Source organism: Streptomyces sp. NPDC028305 (assembly GCF_055569495.1).
Map to the genome: position 1 here is coordinate 30,640 of NZ_JBVHTN010000015.1, position 21,901 is coordinate 52,540.

Consider the following 21,901-nt stretch of genomic DNA (forward strand, 5'->3'; position numbering starts at 1 on the left):
ACCGGGTTGCGCTTTCGGAAAGTTAGTTAAGCGCCGGGCCGGGTACGGCGCACTCGCCGCCTGACGGGGAAGGGGTGAGGGCGCCGCACCCGGTGTGCGGCCCGGGCCTCAGGAACGGCTCAGTAGCCGAAGTCCTGGGTCCACCACGGGCCGTCCGCGCCGAAGTTCGCGCCGACGCCGAGGGTCTTGTAGCCGCAGTTGAGGATGTTCGCCCGGTGGCCGGAGCTGTTCATCCAGGAGTCCATCACCGCCTGCGCGTCCTCCTGGCCGCGGGCGATGTTCTCCCCGCCCAGGTTCACGATGCCGACCTGCTCCGCCCGCTCCCAGGGGGTGTCGCCGTCCGGGTCGAGGTGGTCGAAGAAGCCCCGCAGCGCCATGTCGTCGCTGAAGTCCTGGGCCAGCTGGGTCAGTTTCGGGTCGGCGGTCACCGGCGCGCAGCCGGCCTTCGACCGCTCCTCGTTGACCAGCGCCAGCACCTGCCGCGCGGCGGCCTTCTCGGCCTTGTCGGGGTTTCCGGGCGTGGTGTTGGAGTTTTCGCTCTGGCCCGGGGGCGTGGTGGGCTTCTGGGACGAGCCCTTGCCGTTCGAGCCTCCGTTCCCGTTTCCGTTGCCCCTGCCGTTCGCGTTGCCCTTCCCGTTTCCGTTCCCGGGGGCGGTGTCCGAGGAACCCGGCTGGGTCGAGGGGGTGGTGGAGGGCGTGGGGGAGGACTTGCCCGGGCTCTTCGAGGGTGTGGTGGACGGCGCCTGCGGCCGGTCCTCGCCGCGGTCCGCGGGGGTCGTGCCGCGGTCCACTGGCGAGGCCGAGGGGGAGCCCTGGGTCTCCAGGGACGGGCCGGACGGGCCGTCGGCGATCACCCCTCCGGCCGGGTCGTTGCTTCCGCTAAGGGTCGGTCCTCCCGGCAGCAGCCCGGTGGCCATGGCCACCGCACCCACCGCGACAGCGGCGGAAACACTCAGCAGTCCGGTCCGCACCGGTGCCAGGTGGCTCCGGCGGGCTCCCCGGTGGCGCCCGGCGCCGAGGGGTGTCGGCGCGGATCCGGGGGCAGATCGTCGATGGCGGCCCATCTCCTGCCTTCCTTGCAAGATCGGGGTCACATGCGTCACTCGTACGGGTGAGTATTGCGTTTGAGCCGGGACTGTACGCCATGACGGAGGTGGCTGAGGCGCCAGGGAGCGAATTGCTTGGTTTGCGTTCAGCTAGCGTGCCACTCATGAACGAGAGAGTGCGCCTCACCGCGTGGGTCCGCGGCCGGGTCCAGGGAGTCGGTTTTCGCTGGTTCACCAGGGCAAACGCACTGCGCATCGGAGGGCTGGCCGGGTTCGCCTCGAATTTGTCCGATGGCCGGGTCCAGATCGTCGCAGAAGGCGAACGCATGAACTGCGAACAGCTGCTCGACTGGCTGCGGGGTGACGACACGCCCGGCCGGGTCGAGGGTGTGACCGAGATCTGGGACACACCTCGGGGCGGCTACGAGAGCTTCGAGATCCGCTGAGAAACCCCGCCGCACCCGCCCGCCGAGAGCCCTCGCCGGGCGGGCTTTTTGCACCGCGCGTGAGCGGAAACAAGCTGATGGTTGCCAATGCGGGCGGTCCGTGGAAGGCTGCGGCGTAAGGGATGATCTCCTCGCTCCGACGGCCTGATCAATACGGGCTCGGCGGCATTCGCCGCCCGGTAAGCCCCCGGCCGCTGGGCCCCGTCGGCCTGTGATCGTGTTGACCCTCAAACCAATTGGTGAGACGCTGGAAGCCCCGCGCACCTTAACTGTTTGCCACTCAGCACGGTAGTAACGGCAGGCATCGCGGGTGCGAAATCCCTCACGACCCACCACCGCTTCGGTCGGTCACTCAGTGTGGAGGACCATCCATCATGGCAAAGGCGCTTCTCGGTTACGTCGGCGGCTCCGACCCCCGAGTCCTCGCCGAGATGCGACGGCTTCAGCAGCGCGTCCAGGACCTCGAATCCGAGCTCATTCGGATCCAGGCCGAGAACGACGCTCTGTCCGCCGCCGCTCACCACGGCGACTCGCTGCTCGAAAGCATCGACGTATCCCAGGCGGAGCCTGCGCTCGCCTGACCCGGCTCACGAGCCGGTCGGGCTGCACCGTCAGCCGCTTGAGAATCTGCAAGGGACGCCCATGGCGTCCCTTCGTCGTTTCCGCGGCGACCGACCGCGTTTCCCTTACCGTCTGATGTGCCCCTCCCCCTCACCGGTGAAACCGAGAAAAAACTCGAGAAACACCGAGCGAAGCAGAGGCGAGCGGAGACAGGCAGAGACAAGCGAAGACCCGCCTCGCGGCGCCACGGCCGAAGGACGGTGTCGTGTGAGACAGGGGAGGTAGAGTCCAAAGGCGTGCATCTCAAGAGCCTGACCCTCCGAGGCTTCAAATCCTTCGCCTCCGCCACGACGCTGCGCTTCGAGCCGGGTATCACCTGCGTCGTCGGCCCCAATGGTTCGGGCAAGTCCAATGTCGTGGACGCGCTTTCCTGGGTCATGGGGGAGCAGGGCGCGAAGTCGCTGCGCGGCGGAAAGATGGAGGACGTCATCTTCGCCGGCACCACCGGCCGTCCCCCGCTCGGCCGCGCCGAGGTCTCCCTCACCATCGACAACTCCGATGGCGCCCTGCCCATCGAATACGCCGAAGTCACCATCACGCGGATCATGTTCCGTAACGGCGGCAGCGAATACCAGATCAACGGCGACACCTGTCGTCTGCTGGACATCCAGGAGCTGCTCTCCGACTCCGGCATCGGCCGTGAGATGCATGTCATCGTCGGCCAGGGCCAGCTCGACTCCGTCCTGCACGCCGACCCGACCGGGCGCCGCGCCTTCATCGAGGAGGCCGCGGGCGTACTCAAACACCGCAAACGCAAAGAGAAGGCGCTGCGGAAGCTGGACGCCATGCAGGCCAACCTCGCCCGCGTCCAGGACCTCACCGACGAGCTGCGGCGCCAGCTCAAGCCGCTCGGGCGGCAGGCCGCGGTCGCCCGGCGGGCCGCCGTCATCCAGGCCGATCTGCGCGACGCCCGGCTGCGGCTGCTCGCCGACGACCTGGTGACCATGCGCGAGGCACTGCGCACCGAGATCGCCGACGAGGCCGCGCTCAAACAGCGCAAGGAGACCGCCGAGGCCGATCTGCGCGCCGCGCAGCAGCGGGAGGCGGCGCTGGAGGAGCAGGTCCGGCGGCTGGCGCCGCGGCTGCGGGACGCCCAGCAGACCTGGTACGAGCTCTCACAGCTCGCCGAGCGGGTGCGCGGCACCATCAGCCTGGCCGACGCCCGGGTCAAGAGCGCCGGCTCCGCCCCCGGAGAGGAGCGGCGCGGCCGGGACCCGGAGGACATGGAGCGCGAGGCGGCCCGGATCCGCGAGCAGGAGGCGGAGCTGGAGGCCGCGCTGGAGGCGGCGAGCCGGGCGCTGGACGACACCGTCGAGCACCGCGCCGAACTGGAGAGGGAGCTGGCGCTCGAGGAGCGCCGGCTGAAGGACGCGGCCCGCGCCATCGCCGACCGCCGCGAGGGGCTGGCCCGGCTCCAGGGCCAGGTGAACGCCGCCCGGGGCCGGGCGGGTTCGGCGCGGGCCGAGATCGACCGGCTGGCCGCCGCCCGCGACGAGGCCCGGCAGCGGGCGGTCGCGGCGCAGGAGGAGTACGAACAGCTCCAGGCCGAGGTCGACGGACTCGATGCGGGCGACGCGGAATTGGCGGAGCGCCATGAGGCCGCCAAACGGGAGCTGGCCGAGGCGGAGACCGCGCACCGGGCGGCCCGCGAGGCTCTGACGGCCGCCGAGCGCGAGCGCGCCGCGACCTCCGCCCGCCATGACGCGCTGGCCCTGGGCCTGCGCAGAAAGGACGGCACGGGCGTACTCCTCGGCTCCGCCGACCGGCTGACCGGCCTCCTCGGCCCGGCCGCCGAACTCCTCGACGTCGCCTCCGGCTTCGAGGTCCCCGTGGCCGCGGCCCTGGGCGCCGCGGCCGACGCGATCGCCGTCGCGGACCCCGGCACCGCGGCGGAGGCCATCCGCCTCCTCCGCAAACAGGACGCGGGCCGCGCCGCGCTCCTGCTCGGCGCCCCGGCGCCCGGGCGCCCCGACTCCATCGCGCCGCCGGGCGCGCCGGCCGGAGCGGACCCGTCCGCGCCGCGCCCGGACGCCCCGGCAGCCGGGGCTCGCGACCCGGGCGGTGCAGGCGGCGCCTTTGCGTCCGGGACCGCGGCGCCGGGCGCGCCCGGCGGCCCGATGGCCGGTCAGACCGGCTCCGTACGGCTGCCGCACCCGACCGAAGGCGGCGCGGACGGCGAGCGGGAGCGCGCGGACGCCTCCGGCGACTCACCCCTCGGCCTGGGCCCGTCGGGGCCGCCGCCCGGGCCAGAGCCCGGCGCGGCAGCGGCCGAATCTTCGGCGGGCGGCGGGGTTTCCGCCGACACGAGCATCATCGTTCCCGGCGCCAGACCCGGGGAGGCCGGAGGCGCGGTCTCCGGCGACGGCGCGCGCGGAGGGGGTCCAGCGGGCGCGGTCGGCCCGGTCTCCCGCCCCGAAGGCCGGGCGGCGGCGGTGGCCGAGGCCGGGCCCGTCGGCGAGCCCGGGCTGCGCCGCGCGGCCGAGCTCGTGGGTGGGCCCGCGGGGTTGCTGACCGCTGTGCGGTGGCTGCTGCGGGACGTCGTGGTGGTCGCGACGCTGGAGGACGCCGAGGAACTGGTCGAGCGGCGGCCGGAGTTGACGGCAGTGACCGCCGAGGGCGATCTGCTCGGGGCGCACTTCGCCCAGGGCGGCTCCGCCGGGGCGCCCAGTCTGCTGGAGGTGCAGGCCTCGGTCGACGAGGCGGCCGCGGAGCTGGAGGAGCTCGCGGTGCGGTGTGAGGAGCTCACCGCCGCGCAGCGGGCGGCGGCGGAGCGGCGGGCCGAATGCGCGGCGCGGGTCGAGGAGCTGGCGGCCCGGCGCAGCGCGGCCGACCGGGAGAAGTCGCAGGTGGCCCAGTCGCTGGGGCGGCTGGCCGGGCAGGCGCGGGCCGCGGCAGGCGAGGCCGAGCGGATGACGGCGGCCGCGGCCAAGGCGGAGGAGGCGCTGGCCAGGGCCACCGAGGAGGCCGAGGAGCTGGCGGAGCGGCTGGTCGTCGCGGAGGAGGAAGCCACCTTTGGTGAAGGAGGGGCTGAGGAGCCGGACACCTCCGTACGGGACCGGCTGGCGGCCGACGGGGCGAACGCCCGGCAGACCGAGATGGAGGCGCGGCTCCAGGTCCGTACGCACGAGGAGCGGGTCAAGGGGCTCGCGGGGCGGGCGGACGCGCTCGACCGGGGCGCGCGCGCCGAGCGCGAGGCGCGGGCGCGCGCCGAGCAGCGGCGGGCGCGGCTGCGGCACGAGGCGACCGTGGCCTCGGCGGTGGCCTCGGGCGCCCGGCAGCTGCTGGCGCATGTCGAGGTGTCGCTGGTGCGGGCCGAGGAGGAGCGGGACGCGGCCGAGCGGGCGAAGGCCGAGCGGGAGCGCGAGCTGGTCGCCGAGCGCAACCACGGGCGTGTGCTCAAGGGCGAGCTGGACAAGCTGACCGACTCGGTGCACCGGGGCGAGGTGCTGGGCGCCGAGAAGCGGCTGCGGATCGAGCAGCTGGAGACCAGGGCGCTGGAGGAGCTGGGCGTCGAACCGGCCGGGCTGATCGCCGAGTACGGACCTGACCAGCTGGTCCCGCCGTCCCTTCCTGCGGAAGGGGAGGTCCTGCCCGAGACTGCATCGGATAGCGGCTCCGCCGCGGGGGAACACCCGCGCAATCAGCCGGTGCCCTATGTCAGGGCGCAGCAGGAGAAGCGGCTGAGGGCGGCCGAGCGGGCGTATCAGCAGCTGGGCAAGGTCAACCCGCTGGCGCTGGAGGAGTTCGCGGCGCTGGAGGAGCGGCACAAGTTCCTGAGCGAGCAGCTGGAGGACCTGAAGAAGACGCGGGCCGATCTGCTCCAGGTGGTCAAGGAGGTGGACGAGCGCGTCGAGCAGGTGTTCACGGAGGCCTACCGGGACACGGCGCGCCAGTTCGAGGGCGTCTTCTCGCGGCTGTTCCCGGGTGGCGAGGGCCGGCTGGTGCTCACCGACCCGGAGAACATGCTGACCACGGGCGTGGATGTGGAGGCCAGGCCGCCGGGCAAGAAGGTCAAGCGGCTGTCGCTGCTGTCCGGCGGGGAGCGGTCGCTGACCGCCGTGGCGCTGCTGGTGTCGATCTTCAAGGCGCGGCCGAGCCCGTTCTATGTGATGGACGAGGTCGAGGCCGCGCTGGACGACACCAATCTCCAGCGGCTGATCCGGATCATGGAGGAGCTACAGGAGAGCTCCCAGCTGATCGTGATCACTCACCAGAAGCGCACGATGGAGGTCGCCGACGCGCTGTACGGCGTCTCCATGCAGGGCGATGGGGTGTCCAAGGTCATCAGCCAGCGGCTGCGGTAGACGCCTCAACACTTGGCACTTCAACACTTGAAGTCATGTGATCAAGGATGCCCAATCTGCCCCTGAAGGCAGCGCCGTGACTCCTTCGTCACACCCTATTGACTTCGGAACTTGAAGGCATAGTCTCGGCAACGTTGTTTTTACCTTCAAGTGGTGGCCCGACCCCACGGCCAAGCCCCGCTGGAAGGCCGCCCCCCACGTCCGGCGGTGCTGCCGGACGGCCACAGGAGTACACGTTGACCACCACCGTGCAGGCACCGGGGTCCGAGGGTCGCAGGGCCCAGCCGGCCCCCCTTGGCCGTGTCATCTTCATCACCGCCGCCGCCGCGATGGGCGGCTTTCTCTTCGGCTACGACAGCTCGGTGATCAACGGAGCGGTCGAGGCCATCCGTGGCCGCTACGACATCGGCTCCGCCGCTCTGGCCCAGGTCGTCGCCATCGCCCTGATCGGCTCGGCCATCGGCGCGGCCATCGCCGGCCGGATCGCCGACCGCATCGGCCGCATCCGCGTCATGCAGATCGCCGCCGTGCTGTTCACGGTCAGCGCGGTCGGCTCGGCCCTTCCCTTCGCCCTGTGGGACCTGGCCGTCTGGCGGGTGCTCGGCGGCATCGGCATCGGCATGGCCTCCGTGATCGGCCCGGCCTACATAGCCGAGGTCGCCCCGCCCGCGTACCGGGGTCGTCTGGCCTCCTTCCAGCAGGCCGCGATCGTCGTCGGCATCGCCCTGTCCCAGCTCGTCAACTGGGGCATCCTCCACCTCGCCGACGGCGACCAGCGCGGCAAGATCGGCGGCATCGAGGCCTGGCAGTGGATGCTCGGCGTGATGGTCGTCCCGGCCGTGGTCTACGGCCTGCTGTCCTTCGCGATCCCCGAGTCGCCCCGCTTCCTGATCTCCGTCGGCAAGACCGACCGCGCCAAGGAGGTCCTGGCCCAGGTCGAGGGCGAGGGCGGTCATCTCGACGCGCGCGTCGCCCAGATCGAGCAGGCCATGCGCAGCGAGCACAAGTCCACCTTCAAGGACCTGCTCGGCGGCCGGTTCGGGCTGCTGCCCGTGGTCTGGATCGGTATCGGTCTCTCGGTCTTCCAGCAGCTCGTCGGTATCAACGTGGCGTTCTACTACTCCTCGACGCTGTGGCAGTCGGTGGGCGTCGACCCGAGCGGCTCGTTCTTCTACTCCTTCACCACGTCGATCATCAACATCATCGGCACCGTCATCGCGATGGTCTTCGTCGACAAGATCGGCCGCAGGCCGCTCGCGCTGATCGGCTCGGCCGGTATGGCGGTCTCGCTCGGGCTGGTGGCCTGGGCCTTCTCGGCGCACCTCGTCGACGGCAAGCTGCCGCACGCCCAGGGCGTCCTGGCCCTGATCGCCGCGCACGGCTTCGTCCTCTTCTTCGCCCTCTCCTGGGGCGTGGTGGTCTGGGTGCTGCTCGGCGAGATGTTCCCGAACAAGATCCGCGCCGCCGCGCTGGGCGTCGCCGCCTCCGCGCAGTGGATCGCCAACTGGGCCATCACCGCCAGCTTCCCCAGCCTGTCCGACTGGAACCTGTCGGCGACCTACATCATGTACACCGTCTTCGCCGCGCTCTCGATCCCCTTCATCCTCAAGTGGGTGCCGGAGACCAAGGGCAAGGCGTTGGAGGAGATGGGCTGACCCCCGGCCGGCCCGCTCCTCGTTCTTCGAGGGTTCTGCCCCGCCTCATCGTTTGAGGCGGGGCAGAACGCGTTCCGCGAACAGTCGCAGCGAGCGCCACCCCTCCTCCACGGGCATCCCGCCGCACAGCGGATGCAGCACCAGGCCCGCCGCCTCGCCGCCCTCCTCGGCCAGCGCCACGCACTCCTCGGGCGTGACGATGCGGTAGACGCCCTCGTCGCGCAGCGCCGCCACGTCCTCGGCGCCGGAGCGGACGGCGGAATGGGCGGTGCCGCCCGACTGCCAGGAGCCGTACGTCCGCGCCTCGTGCAGCAGATGCGAGCCGTACGCCGCCCAGGCCCGCTCCGGGTCCTCCGCGACATGCAGCAGCGAGGTCCGCGCGGTGGGCATCAGGCACCAGCCCGGCGTCCCGTACTCCGCGCGCCGGGCGTGGTAGTACGCCTCCAGCTCCGGCAGATGGGCGCTGGGGAAGAACGGCAGGCCCAGCCGGGCGGCGCGGCGCGCGGCGGCCTTGGAGCTGCCGCCGACCATCAGGGTCGGGTGCGGCCGGGTGTACGGGCGCGGGGTGACCCGCACGGTGCGGCCCCGGTACTCGAAGGGCTCGCCGGTCCAGGCCGCCAGCAGCGTCTCGAGCGCCTCGTCCTGGAGTGCGCCGCGCCGCTTCCACTCCCGGCCGAGCCCGGCGTACTCCTCGGGCCGGTAGCCGATGCCCGCCACCGTGACCAGCCGGCCGCCGCTCACCAGGTCGAGCACGGCGATGTCCTCGGCCAGCCGCAGCGGGTCGTAGAGCGGGGCGATCAGCGCGGAGACGGTGACCGCGATCCGCCGGGTGGAGCCGAGCACCGCGCCCGCGAAGGTCAGCGGGGAGGGCAGCCAGCCGTTGGCTGCGCCGTGGTGCTCCTCGGTCTGGATGGTGTCGATGCCCTGGTCGTCGGCGAACGCGGCCATGTCGACGGCCGCCCGGTAGCGCCGGGACAGGGACTCGGGTGTGGCGTCGGGAGCGACGAGGTTGAGCCGTACGACCGTGACGGGCATGGCGGAGGTCCCCCTTCGCGGTGGGCGGGCGAGCACGGTATCTGACGGGCCGTCAAATAAACAGGGAGCGGCCCCTTCGGACGCGGCCTCTTGGGACGGCCGGGCAGGGGCGGGGCGGATGACTCATGCGCCTGGGACACAGGGCGGCTGACCGTAGGGGCAGGCCCGGCGAACCGGGCGTCGATTCCCGCCCTTGCGCGGACACAACCCGCCGCTCTGCGGACACAAGCCGCCGCCTTGCGGACACGACCCGCCGCCGTGCGGACACCAGAGGAGGGGCCCGTGACCATCACGACGGGAGATCCGGCCATCACCGGATCCGACATCGACGACCTGGTCATCCGGGTGCGGCAGGCCGCCGGCGACACCGCGGAACTCGAAGCCGCCAAGGCGTCGCTCTTCGGCACGGCCGGCGCCGCCCCGCCCGACGCCCAGCTCATCCGGCAGCGGCTGCTGACCGTCGCCCTGCACCACGGCGGCGACCTGCTGGCCAAACTGCTCACCCGGCTCGGGCCGCGCGAGACCGCGGTGGTCCGCCGCTACGCCCACCGGCTCGGCCACTTCCTGGAGACCCTGGAGATCTGGTCCGCCAAGCCGATCATGCTCACGCTGATGCGGTTCGGGGTGCCCTACATCGAGGCCGAGTCGATCGCCGTCGCCATCCTGCTGATCGTCTGGTAGCGCGACCCCGGAGGACGGGGCACGGCGGGACGGAACGCGGGTACGGGTCAGTCACCGGTTCGAGTGGGCGCGGGCCCGGCCGCACTTCACCCGCCCCACCGCGGGTAGTGCTGGGACCGGGAGAACCGGAAGCCCGCCGAACCGCGGAAGCGGAGCACCGGAGCACGAGGAGGTTGTCAGATGACCCCATCCCGGACCCGCCAGACCCGCCGGACCCGCCGGACCTCTGTGATGACCGTGCTCGCCCTGCTCACCGGCGCCGTCGTGGCGACCGCCCCGGCGGCGCCGGCCACCGCGGCGCAGGCCGCGGCGTGGCGCCAGGCCGGGCACTTCGACACCACCAGCGCCTGTCGCAAGGCAGGCCGGAACGGGATGGACGCCCGCAAGTGGAGTGAGTACAAATGCCGCCGGGGCCACAGCGACCACTACATCACGCTGTGGGTCAGGGGGCGGGGCACCAGCCACACCGCCGGACCGGCCCCGGCTCCGCCGGCAAGCCCGCCCTCGGCCACCGCCCCGGCCCGGGGTTCCGGGATGGGATGAGACGCGCGGTCCAGCCCAAGGACCGAGCCGTACAGGCCGCCGCCGGGGTGTCGGCCCTGTTCGTGGTGGTCCTCGCGGGCTGGCTGGCCGGCCTGCTGCGGGTGAACGACCAATGGCCGGCCCCGTCCTACCCGCAGCCGCGCGGCACCGCCGTGCTGACCCGCGTGGCCGTGGGCGTCCCGGTCCTCGGCGTCGGGGTGCTGCTGCTGGCCGAGCGCTCCGCCCGCCGCTACGGCAGCGTCCTGCTGGTCGCCGGCGCGCTGTGGCTGCTGCCCTCGGCCGCCGCCGACCTGCTGGACCTGGCCGACCTGGGCTCGGCGGGCGCGGTGGCCCAGCTGCTGATCTCGGCCGCCGGGATCGCCTGCCGCCCGCTGACCGTCCTGCTGCTGCCGCTGTGGCTGTTCCCGCGCGGCTCGCAGCGCCGGTGGCAGTGGTGGGCGATGAGCGCCGGCGCCTCCGCCTACTGGCTGGGCTACGCCGCGCTCTGGCTGGTGAGCGAGCCGCTGGCCGGCTCGGTCCCCAACCCCGTCTTCGGCACCGCCTGGGGCCAGTGGGCCTTCGACCACCTCGACACCTACTCCACGGCGGAGGAGTGGGTGCTGCGCGCCGTGGCCACCGCGGTCACCTGCGCGCTGTGCTGCCGCGCCGCCGCCGCCCACGGCGCGGAGCGGCGCAACTGGGCGCTGCTGGCCGCCGCCTACCCGGCCTGTGTCTTCCTGCTGCTCGCGGAGTGGACCGAGGGCATGCCCACGATCGTGGCGCGCACCCTCGGCAGCGCCGTCTGGGCCGCCGCGATCTGCCTGGGCGTCGCACGCACCGGCATATGGCGGCTGGACCGCGTCACCAGCCACCGCCTCGCCCGCGCCTTCGTCCTCACCTCCCTCGCGGCGGTCGTCGTCTGCACGGTCGTCGCCGTCCAGGCCGGACTGCCCTCCCTGCGCGGCGGGACGATCAGCACCGCCGTCGGCTGCGCGCTGCTGCTCGGCTGGGCCCTGCGGCCGACCGTGCGCTGGCTGACGCTGCGCGTCGAGCGCGCCTTCTACGGGCCGCGCGCCCGCCCCCACGAGGCCGCCAGCGCCCTGGCCGTACGCCTCCAGCAGGCGCCCCACCCCGGCGAGGTGCCCCAGCACATCTGCCGCAGCGCGGTCGAGGACCTCGGCGTCTCCGGCGCCGCCGTCAGCGTCGACACCCGCGCAGGACCCCGGCGGCTGGCCGCCGCCGGGGCACCGCTGACCGGCCCGGTCCAGGCGTTCGTGCTGCGCCACCACGGCCGTACGGTCGGCCGCCTCGAAGTCGCCCGGGACGGCTTCGGCACCCCCGCGGAGCGCGACAGCGGCCTGCTCTCCCTCCTCGCCGACCAGGCCGCCCCGGCGCTCGCCGCGCTGCGCCTGGCCGAGGAGGCCCAGGCCGCCCGCGAGCGGCTGGTGCTCGCCCGCGAAGAGGAACGCCGCCGGCTGCGGCGCGAGATCCACGACGGCCTCGGCCCCCAGCTCGCCGCCGTACGGCTGCGCCTGGACATCGCCCAGACCACCTGCCCGCCCGGGCACCCGGCCCGCCACCAGCTGCGCGAGGCCGCCGAGACCCTCGCCGAGGCCCTGGTCGAGGTGCGGCGGATCACCTCGGGGCTGGCCCCCGCCGCCCTGGCCGATCGCGGCCTGGCCAAGGCGGTACGGGACCTGGCGCGGCGGCTGGGCGGCGCCGGGCCCCGGGTGACGGTGGCCACCCGCCCGACCGCGCTGCCGCCGCTGTCACCCGGCGTGGAGACGGCCGCCTACCGGATCTCGGCCGAGTCGCTGACCAACGCGGTGCGGCACGCGCGGGCCCGGCAGGTCAGGATCGAGCTCACCGCGGGCCCCGACACGCTCGAGGTCAAGGTCACCGACGACGGGAGCGGGCTGCGGCGCGGCGCCGTGCCCGGCGTGGGGCTGGCCTCCGTGGCGGAGCGGGCCGAGGAGATCGGCGGCTCCTGCTCGGTGACCGGGTCCGCGACGGGCACGGTGGTGCACGCGATCCTGCCGCTCGCCGGGCCGGGGGAGGCCGACCCGCCCGCCGAGGAGAGCGCCGACCATGACGGCGCCGGCCATGAAGCGGCCGTTCACGCCGTACCCGAAGAGCACGGCCACGGCCGCGACCACGGAGAGGGGGTGCCGGGCCGGTGACGGCGGCGGGAGGGCCACAGTGGCGCGTCCTGCTCGTGGACGACCATCCGCTGTTCCGCGAGGGCCTGGCGGCCGCGGTCAACCTGGACGAGGCGTTCGCCGTGGTCGGCCAGGCCGCGTCCGCGGAGGAGGCGGTCACCGAGGCCGCGCGTACCGAGCCCGACCTGGTGGTCATGGACCTCGGGCTGCCCGGCCGGTCCGGCACGGAGGCCACCCGGCGGATCCTGTGCGCCCACCCGGACGCCCGGGTGGTCGTCATGACCATGTCCGAGGACGACGACAGCCTGCTCGCGGCCATGCGCGCCGGCGCCCGCGGGTATCTCCTCAAGGGCGCGGGCCGGGACGAGATCCTGCGCGCCCTGCACACCGTGGCGCGCGGCGGCGCGGTCTTCAGCCCGCGCATGGCCGAGCGGCTCGGCTCCCTGCTGGGCTCCTTCGGCACCGCCTCGGCCAAGGAGGCGTTCCCCACCCTCACCGCCCGCGAGCGCGAGGTCCTGGAGCTGCTGGCGGTCGGGCTCGGCTACCGACAGATCGCCCAGCGGCTGGTGGTCACGGACAAGACCGTGCGCAACCACGTCGGGTCCATTTTCGCCAAGCTCCAGGTCCGCGACCGCGCCCAGGCGATCGTCCGGGCCCGTGAGGCCGGGCTCGGAGGTGAATGACGCCCCGCACCGCGTTGGCTGATACTGGGTGCGTTATGGAACAAGTCATCCTTGCTGTAGTCATCGCTGTGATCGCGCTCGCCGCGGTCAGCGGGCTCGTGATCGGCAGCCGCAAGAAGAAGCGGCTGCCCCCGGCCCCGCCGAGCAGCCCGTCGGTCACCGCGCCGCCCGCCGAGCCGCAGGTCGGCGAGGAGGCGGAAACCACGCTGGAGGAACCGCGCAGATCCATCGAAGAGGTGGATCTCCCGGTCACCGAGGCACCGCCCGCACCCACCGTGCCCGCACAGCCGGCGGCGCCCGCGATCGAGGTGCCCGAGCCCACCGCCGGCCGGCTGGTGCGGCTGCGGGCCCGGCTGTCCCGCTCCCAGACCACCCTGGGCAAGGGGCTGCTCACCCTGCTGTCCCGTGAGCACCTCGACGACGAGACCTGGGAGGAGATCGAGGACACCCTGCTGACCGCCGATGTCGGCGTCACACCGACGCAGGAGCTGGTGGAGCGACTGCGCGAGCGGGTCAAGGTGCTCGGCACCCGCACCCCCGAGGACCTGCGCGGCCTGCTGCGCACGGAGCTGCTCCAGCTGATCGGCACCGAGGCCGACCGCACCGTGCACACCGAGAGCGGCGTGGGCGCGAACGGCGAGGAGAAGCCGGGCGTGGTCATGGTCGTCGGGGTCAACGGCACCGGTAAGACCACCACCACCGGCAAGCTCGCGCGGGTCCTGGTCGCCGACGGCAAGTCGGTGGTCCTGGGCGCGGCCGACACCTTCCGCGCGGCGGCCGCCGATCAGCTCCAGACCTGGGGCGAGCGGGTCGGCGCCCGCACCGTCCGGGGCCCCGAGGGCGGCGACCCGGCCTCGGTCGCCTTCGACGCGGTCAAGGAGGGCATCGCCGAGGCCGCGGACGTCGTGCTCGTCGACACCGCCGGCCGGCTGCACACCAAGACCGGCCTGATGGACGAGCTCGGCAAGGTCAAGCGGGTCGTGGAGAAGCACGGCGCGGTGGACGAGGTGCTGCTGGTGCTGGACGCCACCACCGGGCAGAACGGCCTGGTGCAGGCGCGGGTCTTCGCGGAGGTCGTGGACATCACCGGCATCGTGCTCACCAAGCTGGACGGCACCGCCAAGGGCGGCATCGTGATCGCGGTGCAGCGCGAGCTGGGCGTGCCGGTGAAACTGGTGGGCCTGGGAGAGGGCGCGGACGACCTCGCGCCGTTCGAGCCGGAGGCCTTCGTCGACGCCCTGATCGGCGACTGACCGCCCGCCATCTCCCCCCATCCGCCCCCACGCGCTTCAGGCGCCCTGAGACCTTCCCAGGGCGCCTGAAGCGTTTCGCGTCTTCGGGGACGGCACCGCAGAAGCGTTTCCGCCGGTATGGCTTCAGGAGGGGGCCGATCAGCCGCCCGCGCGATGGGCGGCGTACGCCAGCGTGCCCAGCAGCAGCCGCGCGTGCGGCGGCCGGCCCGCCTCGTCCAGTACCGGCGGGCGCAGCCAGCGGACGGGGCCGAGCCCGCCGAGGTCGCTGGGCGGGGCCGTGATGTGGTCGCCGGGCCCCAGACAGCGCAGGTCAAGACCGGCGTCGTCCCAGCCCATGCGGTAGAGCAGCTGCGGCAGCTGCTCGGCGGCGCCGGGGGCGACGAAGAACTGGGCGCGGCCGTGCGGCGTGGCGGTCACCGGGCCGAGCGGCAGTCCCATGCGCTCCAGCCGGACCAGCGCGAGCCGCCCCGCCTGCTCGGCGACCTCCAGCACGTCGAACGAGGTGCCCACGGGCAGCAGCACCGCGGCCCCCGGGACCTGCTCCCAGGCCGCCGTGGCGTCGTCCAGGGTGGCGCCCGCCGGGACGGCGGAGGCGAAGGCGAGGGGGTGCGCGCCGGGGGCGGCGCAGTCGGCCGCGCCGCATGAACATTCGTTTCTGCTGCCGTTCGCGCCGCGGGCCGCGCGGGCGCCCGGCACCACGTCCCACCCCCACAGGCCGGTGTACTCCGCCACCGTCGTGCACTCGGACGTACGGCTGCGGCGCCGCGCGCCCGGCCGCATGTCCCGGATGCCGCCGATCGTGAAGTCCATGCCCCCTCCAACGGGTCGACCTGTCGATGGTTACGAATCGAATGACGAAGAGAAGCGGCTCCGTGGCGCTCCGTAGCCGGATGCGGCACCACCGGTGCTGCTGCGGCTGCGGTGCGGTGGTGTGGCGGTGCAAGGGGTGGTGAGACGCTGTGCGCGCGCCCCGGTGTGCACCCTTCCACCTGTTTCCGGATGCCCGGTGTCAAGTGAATCGCGTGAATCGCCGGTGGCGTTCATTCGAAGGGGTGGCGAATGGTGGCGTTTCAGCGAACTTCCTCGCCGGAGGCGTGATCGTAAGATTACTTTCAGTGCATGACCCCCCGTCTCCCGTGATTGATGCGGCGGATCGCGGGGACAACCGACCGTGACAGAAGGCATTCTGGTCGCGGTGCGAGCGGAATCGTGGGATGGGGGCATTCCAGTGGGCGACAACGGCGGCGGTGCTGACAAGCGTCCCAACGCGCAGTTGGGTTCGTGGTTCGTGCGCAGCGGCTGGTCAAAAGGCGAGCTCGCGCGCCAAGTGAACCGCAGAGCACGCCAGTTGGGCGCCCACCACATCAGCACCGACACCTCGCGGGTGCGCCGCTGGCTCGACGGCGAGCAGCCGCGCGAGCCCATTCCGCAAATCCTCTCCGAGCTGTTCTCCGACCGCTTCGGCTGCGTGGTCGGAATCGAGGACCTCGGGCTGCGCACCGCCCATCGGTCACCGTCCGTGTCAGGCGTCGACCTGCCCTGGGCCGGTCCGGAGACCGTCGCGCTGATCGGCGAGTTCTCGCGCAGCGACCTGATGCTCGCCCGGCGCGGCTTCCTCGGCACCTCCCTCGCGCTGTCGGCGGGCCCCGCCCTGATCGAGCCCATGCAGCGCTGGCTGGTGCCCTCCCCCTCCGGTCGGCCCGGCGGCCGCACCCAGCCGGAGGCGGGCCGCTCCCGGCGGGTCTCCCGGCTCTCCGAGCCCGAGCTGGAGCTGCTGGAGTCCACCATCGTGATGTTCCGGAAGTGGGACGCCCAGTGCGGCGGCGGGCTCCGCCGCAAGGCGGTGGTGGGCCAGCTCCACGAGGTGACGGACCTGCTTCAGGAGCCGCACCCCGAGCCCGTCTCCAAGCGGCTCTTCAAGGTCGCGGGCGAACTGGCCGAGCTCGCCGGGTGGATGAGCTACGACATCGGGCTCCAGCCCACCGCCCAGAAGTACTTCGTCCTCGCCCTCCACGCGGCGAAGGAGTCCGGGGACCGGCCCCTGGGCTCGTACATCCTCTCCAGCATGAGCCGCCAGATGATCCATGTGGGGCGGCCGGAGGACGCGCTGGAGCTGGTCCACCTCGCCCAGTACGGCAGCCGGGAGAGCGCGACGCCGCGGACCCAGGCCATGCTGTATGCGATGGAGGCCCGCGCGTACGCCAATATGGGCCAGCCCAGCAAGTGCCACCGGGCCGTGAAGATGGCCGAGGACACCTTCGCCGAGAGCGTCGCGGGCGACGGGGACCCGGACTGGATCCGCTTCTTCTCCGAGGCCGAGCTCAACGCGGAGAACGCGCACTCGTACCGCGACCTCGCCTATGTCGCCGGCCGCAGCCCCACCTACGCCAAGCTGGCCGACCCCGTGATGCGCCGCGCGGTCGACCTCTTCGGCCAGGAGGCGGCCCAGGACGGCGGGCATCAGCGTTCGTATGCGCTCAACCTGATCGGCCTGGCCACCGTCCACCTGCTCCAGAAGGAGCCCGAGGAATGCGCGGCGGTCGCCGAGAAGGCCGTGCCGCTCGCCCGCCGGGTGCGCTCCGAGCGGGTCAGCAACCGGCTGCGCAAGACCGTGGACACGGCGATGCGCGACTTCGGAAGCGTTCCGGAGGTCGTTCAGCTCGGCGAGCGGCTCGCCGACCACCTGTCCGACGGGCCCGACGCGACGGAGGCGGCCCGGGCCGTCTGAGCCCCCCGCCCATGGTCGCGAGACGGTAACAAGGCCCTCCGGCCGTCCAGTGCCAGTTCATCCGTACGTAACACTCCCGCGCCCTTCGTCACTGCCGTGAAACATCGAGCGGCATCGACTGAAACGGCGCTGCGCCAACCTCGTGGCGAAAACCGGCCCACCTGAGTTCTGCCCGCACGGGCCGTCATTTCGAGGAGACGTCCACATTGAATGGCGCAAATACCGCGTTCGTATTGATCAGCGCCGCGCTCGTGATGCTGATGACCCCCGGCCTGGCCTTCTTCTACGGCGGCATGGTCCGGGTGAAGAGCGCCCTGAACATGCTGATGATGTCCTTCATCGCCCTGGGCGTCGTCAGCCTCCTGTGGGTGCTGTTCGGCTACTCCCTCACCTTCGGTGACGACATCGGCGGCGGGCTGCTGGGCAATCTGGACCACATCGGCTTCAAGGGCATCAACCCCGAGTCGCTGTGGGGCACCAAGCCCGACGCGATCCCGGTATTGGCCTTCGCCTTCTTCCAGCTGATGTTCGCGGTCATCACCCCCGCGCTGATCAGCGGTGCGGTCGCCGACCGGGTCAAGTTCGGCGCCTGGACGCTGTTCATCACCCTGTGGGTCACCGTCGTCTACTTCCCGGTCGCCCACTGGGTCTGGCAGGCCGACGGCTGGCTGTTCAAGAAGGAAGTCATCGACTTCGCGGGCGGCACGGCGGTCCACATCAACGCGGGCGCGGCCGGTCTCGCCGTGGCCCTGGTCCTCGGCAAGCGCATCGGTTTCAAGAAGGACCCGATGCGGCCGCACAACCTCCCCCTGGTGATGCTGGGCTCCGGTCTGCTGTGGTTCGGCTGGTTCGGCTTCAACGCCGGTTCCGCGCTCGCCGCCAACGGCACCGCCGCCAACATGGCGTTCAACACCCAGATCGCCACCGGCGTCGCGATGCTCGGCTGGCTCGCCTACGAGCGCATCCGGCACGGCGCGTTCACCACGCTGGGCGCGGCCTCCGGCGCCGTCGCGGGCCTCGTCGCCATCACCCCCTCCGGTGCGGCCGTCAACGCCTGGGGCGCGATCATCATCGGCCTCGTCGCGGGCGTCGTCTGCTCCTGGGCGGTCAGCCTGAAGTACAAGCTGGGCTACGACGACTCGCTCGACGTGGTCGGCGTGCACCTGGTCGGCGGCATCCTGGGCACCCTCCTGGTCGGCCTGCTCGCCACCGACGGCGTCGGCGGCCTGGACCAGCTGGGCAAGCAGGCGCTCGGCGCCTTCACGGTCCTGATCTACTCGTTCGTCGTCTCCTGGATCCTCGCCAAGGCGATCGACGTCACCATCGGCCTCCGGGCCACCGAGGACGAAGAGGTCGGCGGCCTCGACCAGGCCTACCACGCCGAGACGGCCTACGACTTCAGCGCCGTCGGAGGCGCGCACGTGGGGCGTTCTACGGTGTCCTCCATCCAGGACGAGACCGGCGCGGGCGCGCCGCAGAACAAGAAGGTGGACGCGTGAAGCTCATCACCGCGGTCGTCAAGCCCCACCGGCTGGACGAGATCAAGGAAGCCCTGCAGGCCTTCGGGGTGCACGGCCTGACCGTCACCGAGGCCAGCGGCTACGGCCGCCAGCGCGGCCACACCGAGGTCTACCGGGGCGCCGAGTACACCATCGACCTGGTGCCCAAGGTCCGTATCGAGGTGCTGGTCGAGGACGACGACGCCGACGACCTCATCGAGGTCGTGGTCAAGTCGGCCCGCACCGGCAAGATCGGGGACGGCAAGGTGTGGAGCGTCCCCGTCGACACCGCGGTGCGGGTCCGGACCGGCGAGCGCGGCCCCGACGCGCTCTGAGCCACCCCACGGTCCGGACGTCCTTCCCTGTGATCAAGGAGCCGAGTTGACGGAAAACGTCGAGACGAAGACGGAGACGACCGACTCGGCGCCCGGCGGCTATGCGGCGGCCCGACTGCGACTCCTCCAGGAGGAGTCGCGGTCCGGGCCGCCGCGCCGTACCGCCCTCGCCGAACTCACCGACCAGTGGCTGGCCGCGCTGCTGGCCGGCGGGGCACAGGAGGCCGGCCTCGCGAAGGGCGCCCAGGGCTCCCCGGGCGCCGAGGGCATCCAGGGCGTCGCCCTGGTGGCGGTCGGCGGATACGGGCGCGGCGAGCTGTCCCCGCGCAGCGACCTGGACGTGCTGCTGCTCCACGACGGCTCCGCGGACGCCTCGGCCATCGCCACGCTCGCGGACCGCGTCTGGTACCCGGTGTGGGACATGGGCCTGGCCCTCGACCACTCCGTACGCACCCCCGACCAGGCCCGCAAGACCGCGGGCGAGGACCTGAAGGCACACCTCGGCCTGCTGGACGCCCGGCACATCGCGGGCGACGCCGCGCTCACCGCGGGGCTGCGCACCGCGGCGCTCGCCGACTGGCGGGCCCAGGCCTCGAAGCGCCTGCCCGAGCTGCGCGAACTGGGCCAGGAGCGCGCCCGGCGCCACGGCGAGCTCCAGTTCCTGCTGGAACCGGACCTCAAGGAGGCGCGCGGCGGGCTGCGCGACGCGACGGCGCTGCGCGCCATCGCCGCGTCCTGGCTCGCCGACGCCCCGCGCGAGGGCCTCGCCGAGGCCCGCCGGCAGCTGCTCGACGTGCGCGACGCGCTGCACCTGACCACCGGGCGGGCCACCGACCGGCTCGCGCTCCAGGAGCAGGACCAGGTCGCGGCCGAGCTCGGCCTGCTGGACGCCGACACGCTGCTGCGCCAGGTGTACGAGTCGGCCCGGACCATCTCCTACGCGAGCGATGTCACCTGGCGCGAGGTCGAGCGGGTGTTGCGCGCCCGGTCCTCCCGGCCGCGGCTGCGCGGGCTCCTCGGCGGCCGAGGGCGGGGCGGCTCCGGGTCCGGCGCCGCGGACGCGGGGGAGCGCAGCCCGCTCGCCGAGGGCGTCGTCGAGCAGGACGGCGAGGTGGTGCTGGCGCGCGCCGCGCGCCCCGAGCGCGACCCGGTCCTGCCGCTGCGGGCCGCGGCCGCCGCCGCCCAGGCCGGGCTGCCGCTGTCGCTGCACGCCGTACGCCGCCTGGCCGCCGCCGCGCAGCCCCTGCCCGTACCGTGGCCGCCCGAGGCCAGGGAACAGCTGGTCACGCTGCTCGGCGCGGGCGAGTCCACCGTCGGGGTCTGGGAGGACCTGGAGGCCGAGGGGCTGATCACCCGGCTGCTGCCGGACTGGGAGCGGGTGCGCTGCCGCCCCCAGCGCAACCCTGTGCACCGCTGGACCGTCGACCGCCACCTCGTCGAGACCGCGGTGCGGGCCAGCGCCCTGAGCCGCCGCGTCGGCCGTCCCGACCTGCTGCTGGTCGCCGCGCTGCTGCACGACATCGGCAAGGGCTGGCCCGGGGACCACTCGGTCGCGGGCGAGACCATCGCCCGGGACGTGGCGTCCCGGATCGGCTTCGACCGCGCCGACGTCGCCGTCCTGGCCACCCTGGTCCGCCACCACCTGCTGCTCATCGAGACCGCCACCCGCCGCGACCTGGACGACCCCGCCACCGTGCGCTCGGTCGCCGAGGCCGTCGGCTCCCCCGCCACCCTGGAGCTGCTGCACGCCCTTACCGAGGCCGACGCGCTTGCCACCGGCCCCGCGGCCTGGAGCGCCTGGCGCGGCTCGCTCGTCGCCGACCTGGTCAAGCGGGTCGCGGCGGTCCTGGCCGGGGAACCGGCGGCGGATCCGTCCGTGCCCCAGCAGACCACCGCCGAGCAGGAGCGTCTGGCGATCGAGGCCTGGCGCACCGGCGGCCCCGTGCTGGCCCTGCACGCGCGCTCGGAGGCGCTGCCGCCGGGGAGCCGGGCCGACGGCACCCCCGAGGCCGCCGGACAGGCCGGGGCGGGCGAGGGGCCCGGCGTGGAGACCGGTGCGGAGACCGGCGCGGAGCCCATCGGCGTCGAGCTGCTGATCGCCGTCCCCGACCAGCCCGGCGTGCTGCCCGCGGCGGCGGGCGTGCTGGCGCTGCACCGGCTGACCGTACGGGCGGCGGACCTGCGCGCCGTCGAGCTGCCCGGGGAGCTGACCGGGGCGGAGCCTCGCCGGCCGGTATCCGCGGCGGGGCCCGGCGTGCTGCTGCTGAGCTGGCGGGTGGCCGCGGAGTACGGCTCGCTGCCGCAGGCCGCGCGGCTGCGCAAGGACCTGGTACGGGCCCTGGACGGCTCGCTCGACATAGTGGCCCGGCTCGCGGAGCGCGAGGCCGCGTACCGCAAATACCCGCGCCGCCGCGGTGTGCACGCCCCGCCACCGCGGGTGACCGTGGCGCCCGGCAGCTCCCAGCTCGCCACGGTGATCGAGGTGCGCGCCCAGGACGCCCCGGGGCTGCTGCACCGCATCGGCCGCGCGCTGGAGGACGCGGGGGTGACGGTGCGCAGCGCCCACGTCAGCACGCTGGGCGCCAACGCGGTGGACGCCTTCTACGTCACGGACGCCTCCGGCACCCCGCTCCAGCCGATGCGCGCGGCGGAGGTGGCCCAGCAGGTCGAGCGTGCGCTGAGCGCGTAGCGCCCCGGAGACCCCCGCGACGGCGCTGCCCCTCGGACGCGCCGCCTTCCCGGCATTCCGGCCTGTCCGGGGTGCTGCCCAGCGGTGGCGGGGAGAGCGACCACCGGGGTCCGGGGCGGAGCCCCGGTTTCGGGAAGGGGCGGGGAGGGGTCAAGGCCCCGCGGGGCGCGGCACCGGCCCGGGGGGCAGACCGTTCGGGCGGCGGGCGGATACCCTTGGAGGCCGACCGCCGACCCGACATCCGA

The 21,901-nt window shown here is 73.3% G+C and carries 16 protein-coding genes; 13 read left to right on the top strand and 3 right to left on the bottom strand.

Annotated elements, in window-relative coordinates:
- Positions 1-119: 119 nt before the first annotated feature.
- A complete protein-coding gene (locus ACZ4WQ_RS45380) occupies positions 120-971 on the bottom strand; it encodes a CAP domain-containing protein (protein ID WP_398377041.1) in 852 nt (283 codons plus the stop codon).
- 239 nt (positions 972-1,210) lie between these two features.
- Between ACZ4WQ_RS45380 and ACZ4WQ_RS45385 the strand changes: the two genes are divergently transcribed.
- The 4 genes from ACZ4WQ_RS45385 (at position 1,211) to ACZ4WQ_RS45400 (ending at position 8,072) form a co-directional block, all read left to right on the top strand.
- The gene (locus ACZ4WQ_RS45385) at positions 1,211-1,492 is read left to right on the top strand and encodes an acylphosphatase (protein WP_311727814.1); all 282 of its coding nucleotides are present in this window, start codon (positions 1,211-1,213) and stop codon (positions 1,490-1,492) included.
- 374 nt (positions 1,493-1,866) lie between these two features.
- Positions 1,867-2,073, top strand: coding sequence for a hypothetical protein (locus ACZ4WQ_RS45390; protein WP_311727813.1), 207 nt, complete (start codon positions 1,867-1,869; stop codon positions 2,071-2,073).
- A gap of 276 nt (positions 2,074-2,349) precedes the next feature.
- Complete coding sequence (locus ACZ4WQ_RS45395) at positions 2,350-6,417, top strand: AAA family ATPase (RefSeq protein ID WP_398377040.1); 4,068 nt, start codon at positions 2,350-2,352, stop codon at positions 6,415-6,417.
- Between the two features lie 236 nt (positions 6,418-6,653).
- Complete coding sequence (locus ACZ4WQ_RS45400) at positions 6,654-8,072, top strand: sugar porter family MFS transporter (protein ID WP_311727811.1); 1,419 nt, start codon at positions 6,654-6,656, stop codon at positions 8,070-8,072.
- Positions 8,073-8,117: 45 nt separating this feature from the next.
- Here ACZ4WQ_RS45400 and ACZ4WQ_RS45405 read toward each other — a convergent pair whose 3' ends face one another.
- Positions 8,118-9,107 carry an LLM class flavin-dependent oxidoreductase gene (locus tag ACZ4WQ_RS45405; protein ID WP_361186643.1) on the bottom strand — a complete coding sequence of 330 codons (990 nt, stop codon included), beginning with the start codon at positions 9,105-9,107 and terminating at the stop codon, positions 8,118-8,120.
- 282 nt (positions 9,108-9,389) lie between these two features.
- Between ACZ4WQ_RS45405 and ACZ4WQ_RS45410 the strand changes: the two genes are divergently transcribed.
- From ACZ4WQ_RS45410 to ftsY, 5 genes are all read left to right on the top strand, one after another.
- Complete coding sequence (locus ACZ4WQ_RS45410; protein WP_311727809.1) at positions 9,390-9,788, top strand: hypothetical protein; 399 nt, start codon at positions 9,390-9,392, stop codon at positions 9,786-9,788.
- Positions 9,789-9,968: 180 nt separating this feature from the next.
- Positions 9,969-10,331, top strand: a complete 363-nt coding sequence (locus ACZ4WQ_RS45415; protein ID WP_398377039.1) for a hypothetical protein — start codon at positions 9,969-9,971, stop codon at positions 10,329-10,331.
- Positions 10,328-12,490, top strand: coding sequence for a sensor histidine kinase (locus ACZ4WQ_RS45420; protein WP_398377037.1), 2,163 nt, complete (start codon positions 10,328-10,330; stop codon positions 12,488-12,490). The genes ACZ4WQ_RS45415 and ACZ4WQ_RS45420 overlap by 4 nt, the downstream gene beginning before the upstream one ends.
- Complete coding sequence (locus ACZ4WQ_RS45425; protein ID WP_311727806.1) at positions 12,487-13,152, top strand: response regulator transcription factor; 666 nt, start codon at positions 12,487-12,489, stop codon at positions 13,150-13,152. The genes ACZ4WQ_RS45420 and ACZ4WQ_RS45425 overlap by 4 nt, the downstream gene beginning before the upstream one ends.
- 35 nt (positions 13,153-13,187) lie before the next feature.
- Positions 13,188-14,405 carry a signal recognition particle-docking protein FtsY gene (gene ftsY / locus ACZ4WQ_RS45430; RefSeq protein ID WP_311727805.1) on the top strand — a complete coding sequence of 406 codons (1,218 nt, stop codon included), beginning with the start codon at positions 13,188-13,190 and terminating at the stop codon, positions 14,403-14,405.
- A gap of 138 nt (positions 14,406-14,543) precedes the next feature.
- Here ftsY and ACZ4WQ_RS45435 read toward each other — a convergent pair whose 3' ends face one another.
- A complete protein-coding gene (locus tag ACZ4WQ_RS45435; RefSeq protein WP_358847611.1) occupies positions 14,544-15,215 on the bottom strand; it encodes a bifunctional DNA primase/polymerase in 672 nt (223 codons plus the stop codon).
- A 418-nt stretch (positions 15,216-15,633) separates the two neighbouring features.
- On the opposite strand from ACZ4WQ_RS45435, the gene nsdA reads away from it, so the two are divergent.
- From nsdA to ACZ4WQ_RS45455, 4 genes are all read left to right on the top strand, one after another.
- Positions 15,634-17,133: a transcriptional repressor NsdA gene (nsdA, locus tag ACZ4WQ_RS45440; RefSeq protein WP_311727845.1), complete on the top strand. Its 1,500-nt coding sequence runs from the start codon at positions 15,634-15,636 to the stop codon at positions 17,131-17,133.
- Positions 17,134-17,339: 206 nt separating this feature from the next.
- Positions 17,340-18,632: an ammonium transporter gene (locus ACZ4WQ_RS45445; protein WP_311727803.1), complete on the top strand. Its 1,293-nt coding sequence runs from the start codon at positions 17,340-17,342 to the stop codon at positions 18,630-18,632.
- The gene (locus ACZ4WQ_RS45450) at positions 18,629-18,967 is read left to right on the top strand and encodes a P-II family nitrogen regulator (protein WP_014176070.1); all 339 of its coding nucleotides are present in this window, start codon (positions 18,629-18,631) and stop codon (positions 18,965-18,967) included. Before ACZ4WQ_RS45445 ends, ACZ4WQ_RS45450 begins: the two co-directional genes overlap by 4 nt.
- Positions 18,968-19,013: 46 nt before the next feature.
- Positions 19,014-21,656: a [protein-PII] uridylyltransferase gene (locus ACZ4WQ_RS45455; RefSeq protein ID WP_398377036.1), complete on the top strand. Its 2,643-nt coding sequence runs from the start codon at positions 19,014-19,016 to the stop codon at positions 21,654-21,656.
- Positions 21,657-21,901 lie beyond the last annotated feature (245 nt).

What these genes read in the sequence shown, in the direction of transcription:
- ACZ4WQ_RS45420 (WP_398377037.1), top strand. Translation starts at nt 10,328, where the DNA reads ATGAGACGCGCGGTCCAGCCCAAGGACCGAGCCGTACAGGCCGCCGCC.
- ACZ4WQ_RS45415 (WP_398377039.1), top strand. Translation starts at nt 9,969, where the DNA reads ATGACCCCATCCCGGACCCGCCAGACCCGCCGGACCCGCCGGACCTCT.
- ACZ4WQ_RS45390 (WP_311727813.1), top strand. Translation starts at nt 1,867, where the DNA reads ATGGCAAAGGCGCTTCTCGGTTACGTCGGCGGCTCCGACCCCCGAGTC.
- ACZ4WQ_RS45435 (WP_358847611.1), bottom strand. Translation starts at nt 15,215, where the DNA reads ATGGACTTCACGATCGGCGGCATCCGGGACATGCGGCCGGGCGCGCGG.
- ACZ4WQ_RS45405 (WP_361186643.1), bottom strand. Translation starts at nt 9,107, where the DNA reads ATGCCCGTCACGGTCGTACGGCTCAACCTCGTCGCTCCCGACGCCACA.
- ACZ4WQ_RS45385 (WP_311727814.1), top strand. Translation starts at nt 1,211, where the DNA reads ATGAACGAGAGAGTGCGCCTCACCGCGTGGGTCCGCGGCCGGGTCCAG.
- ftsY (WP_311727805.1), top strand. Translation starts at nt 13,188, where the DNA reads ATGGAACAAGTCATCCTTGCTGTAGTCATCGCTGTGATCGCGCTCGCC.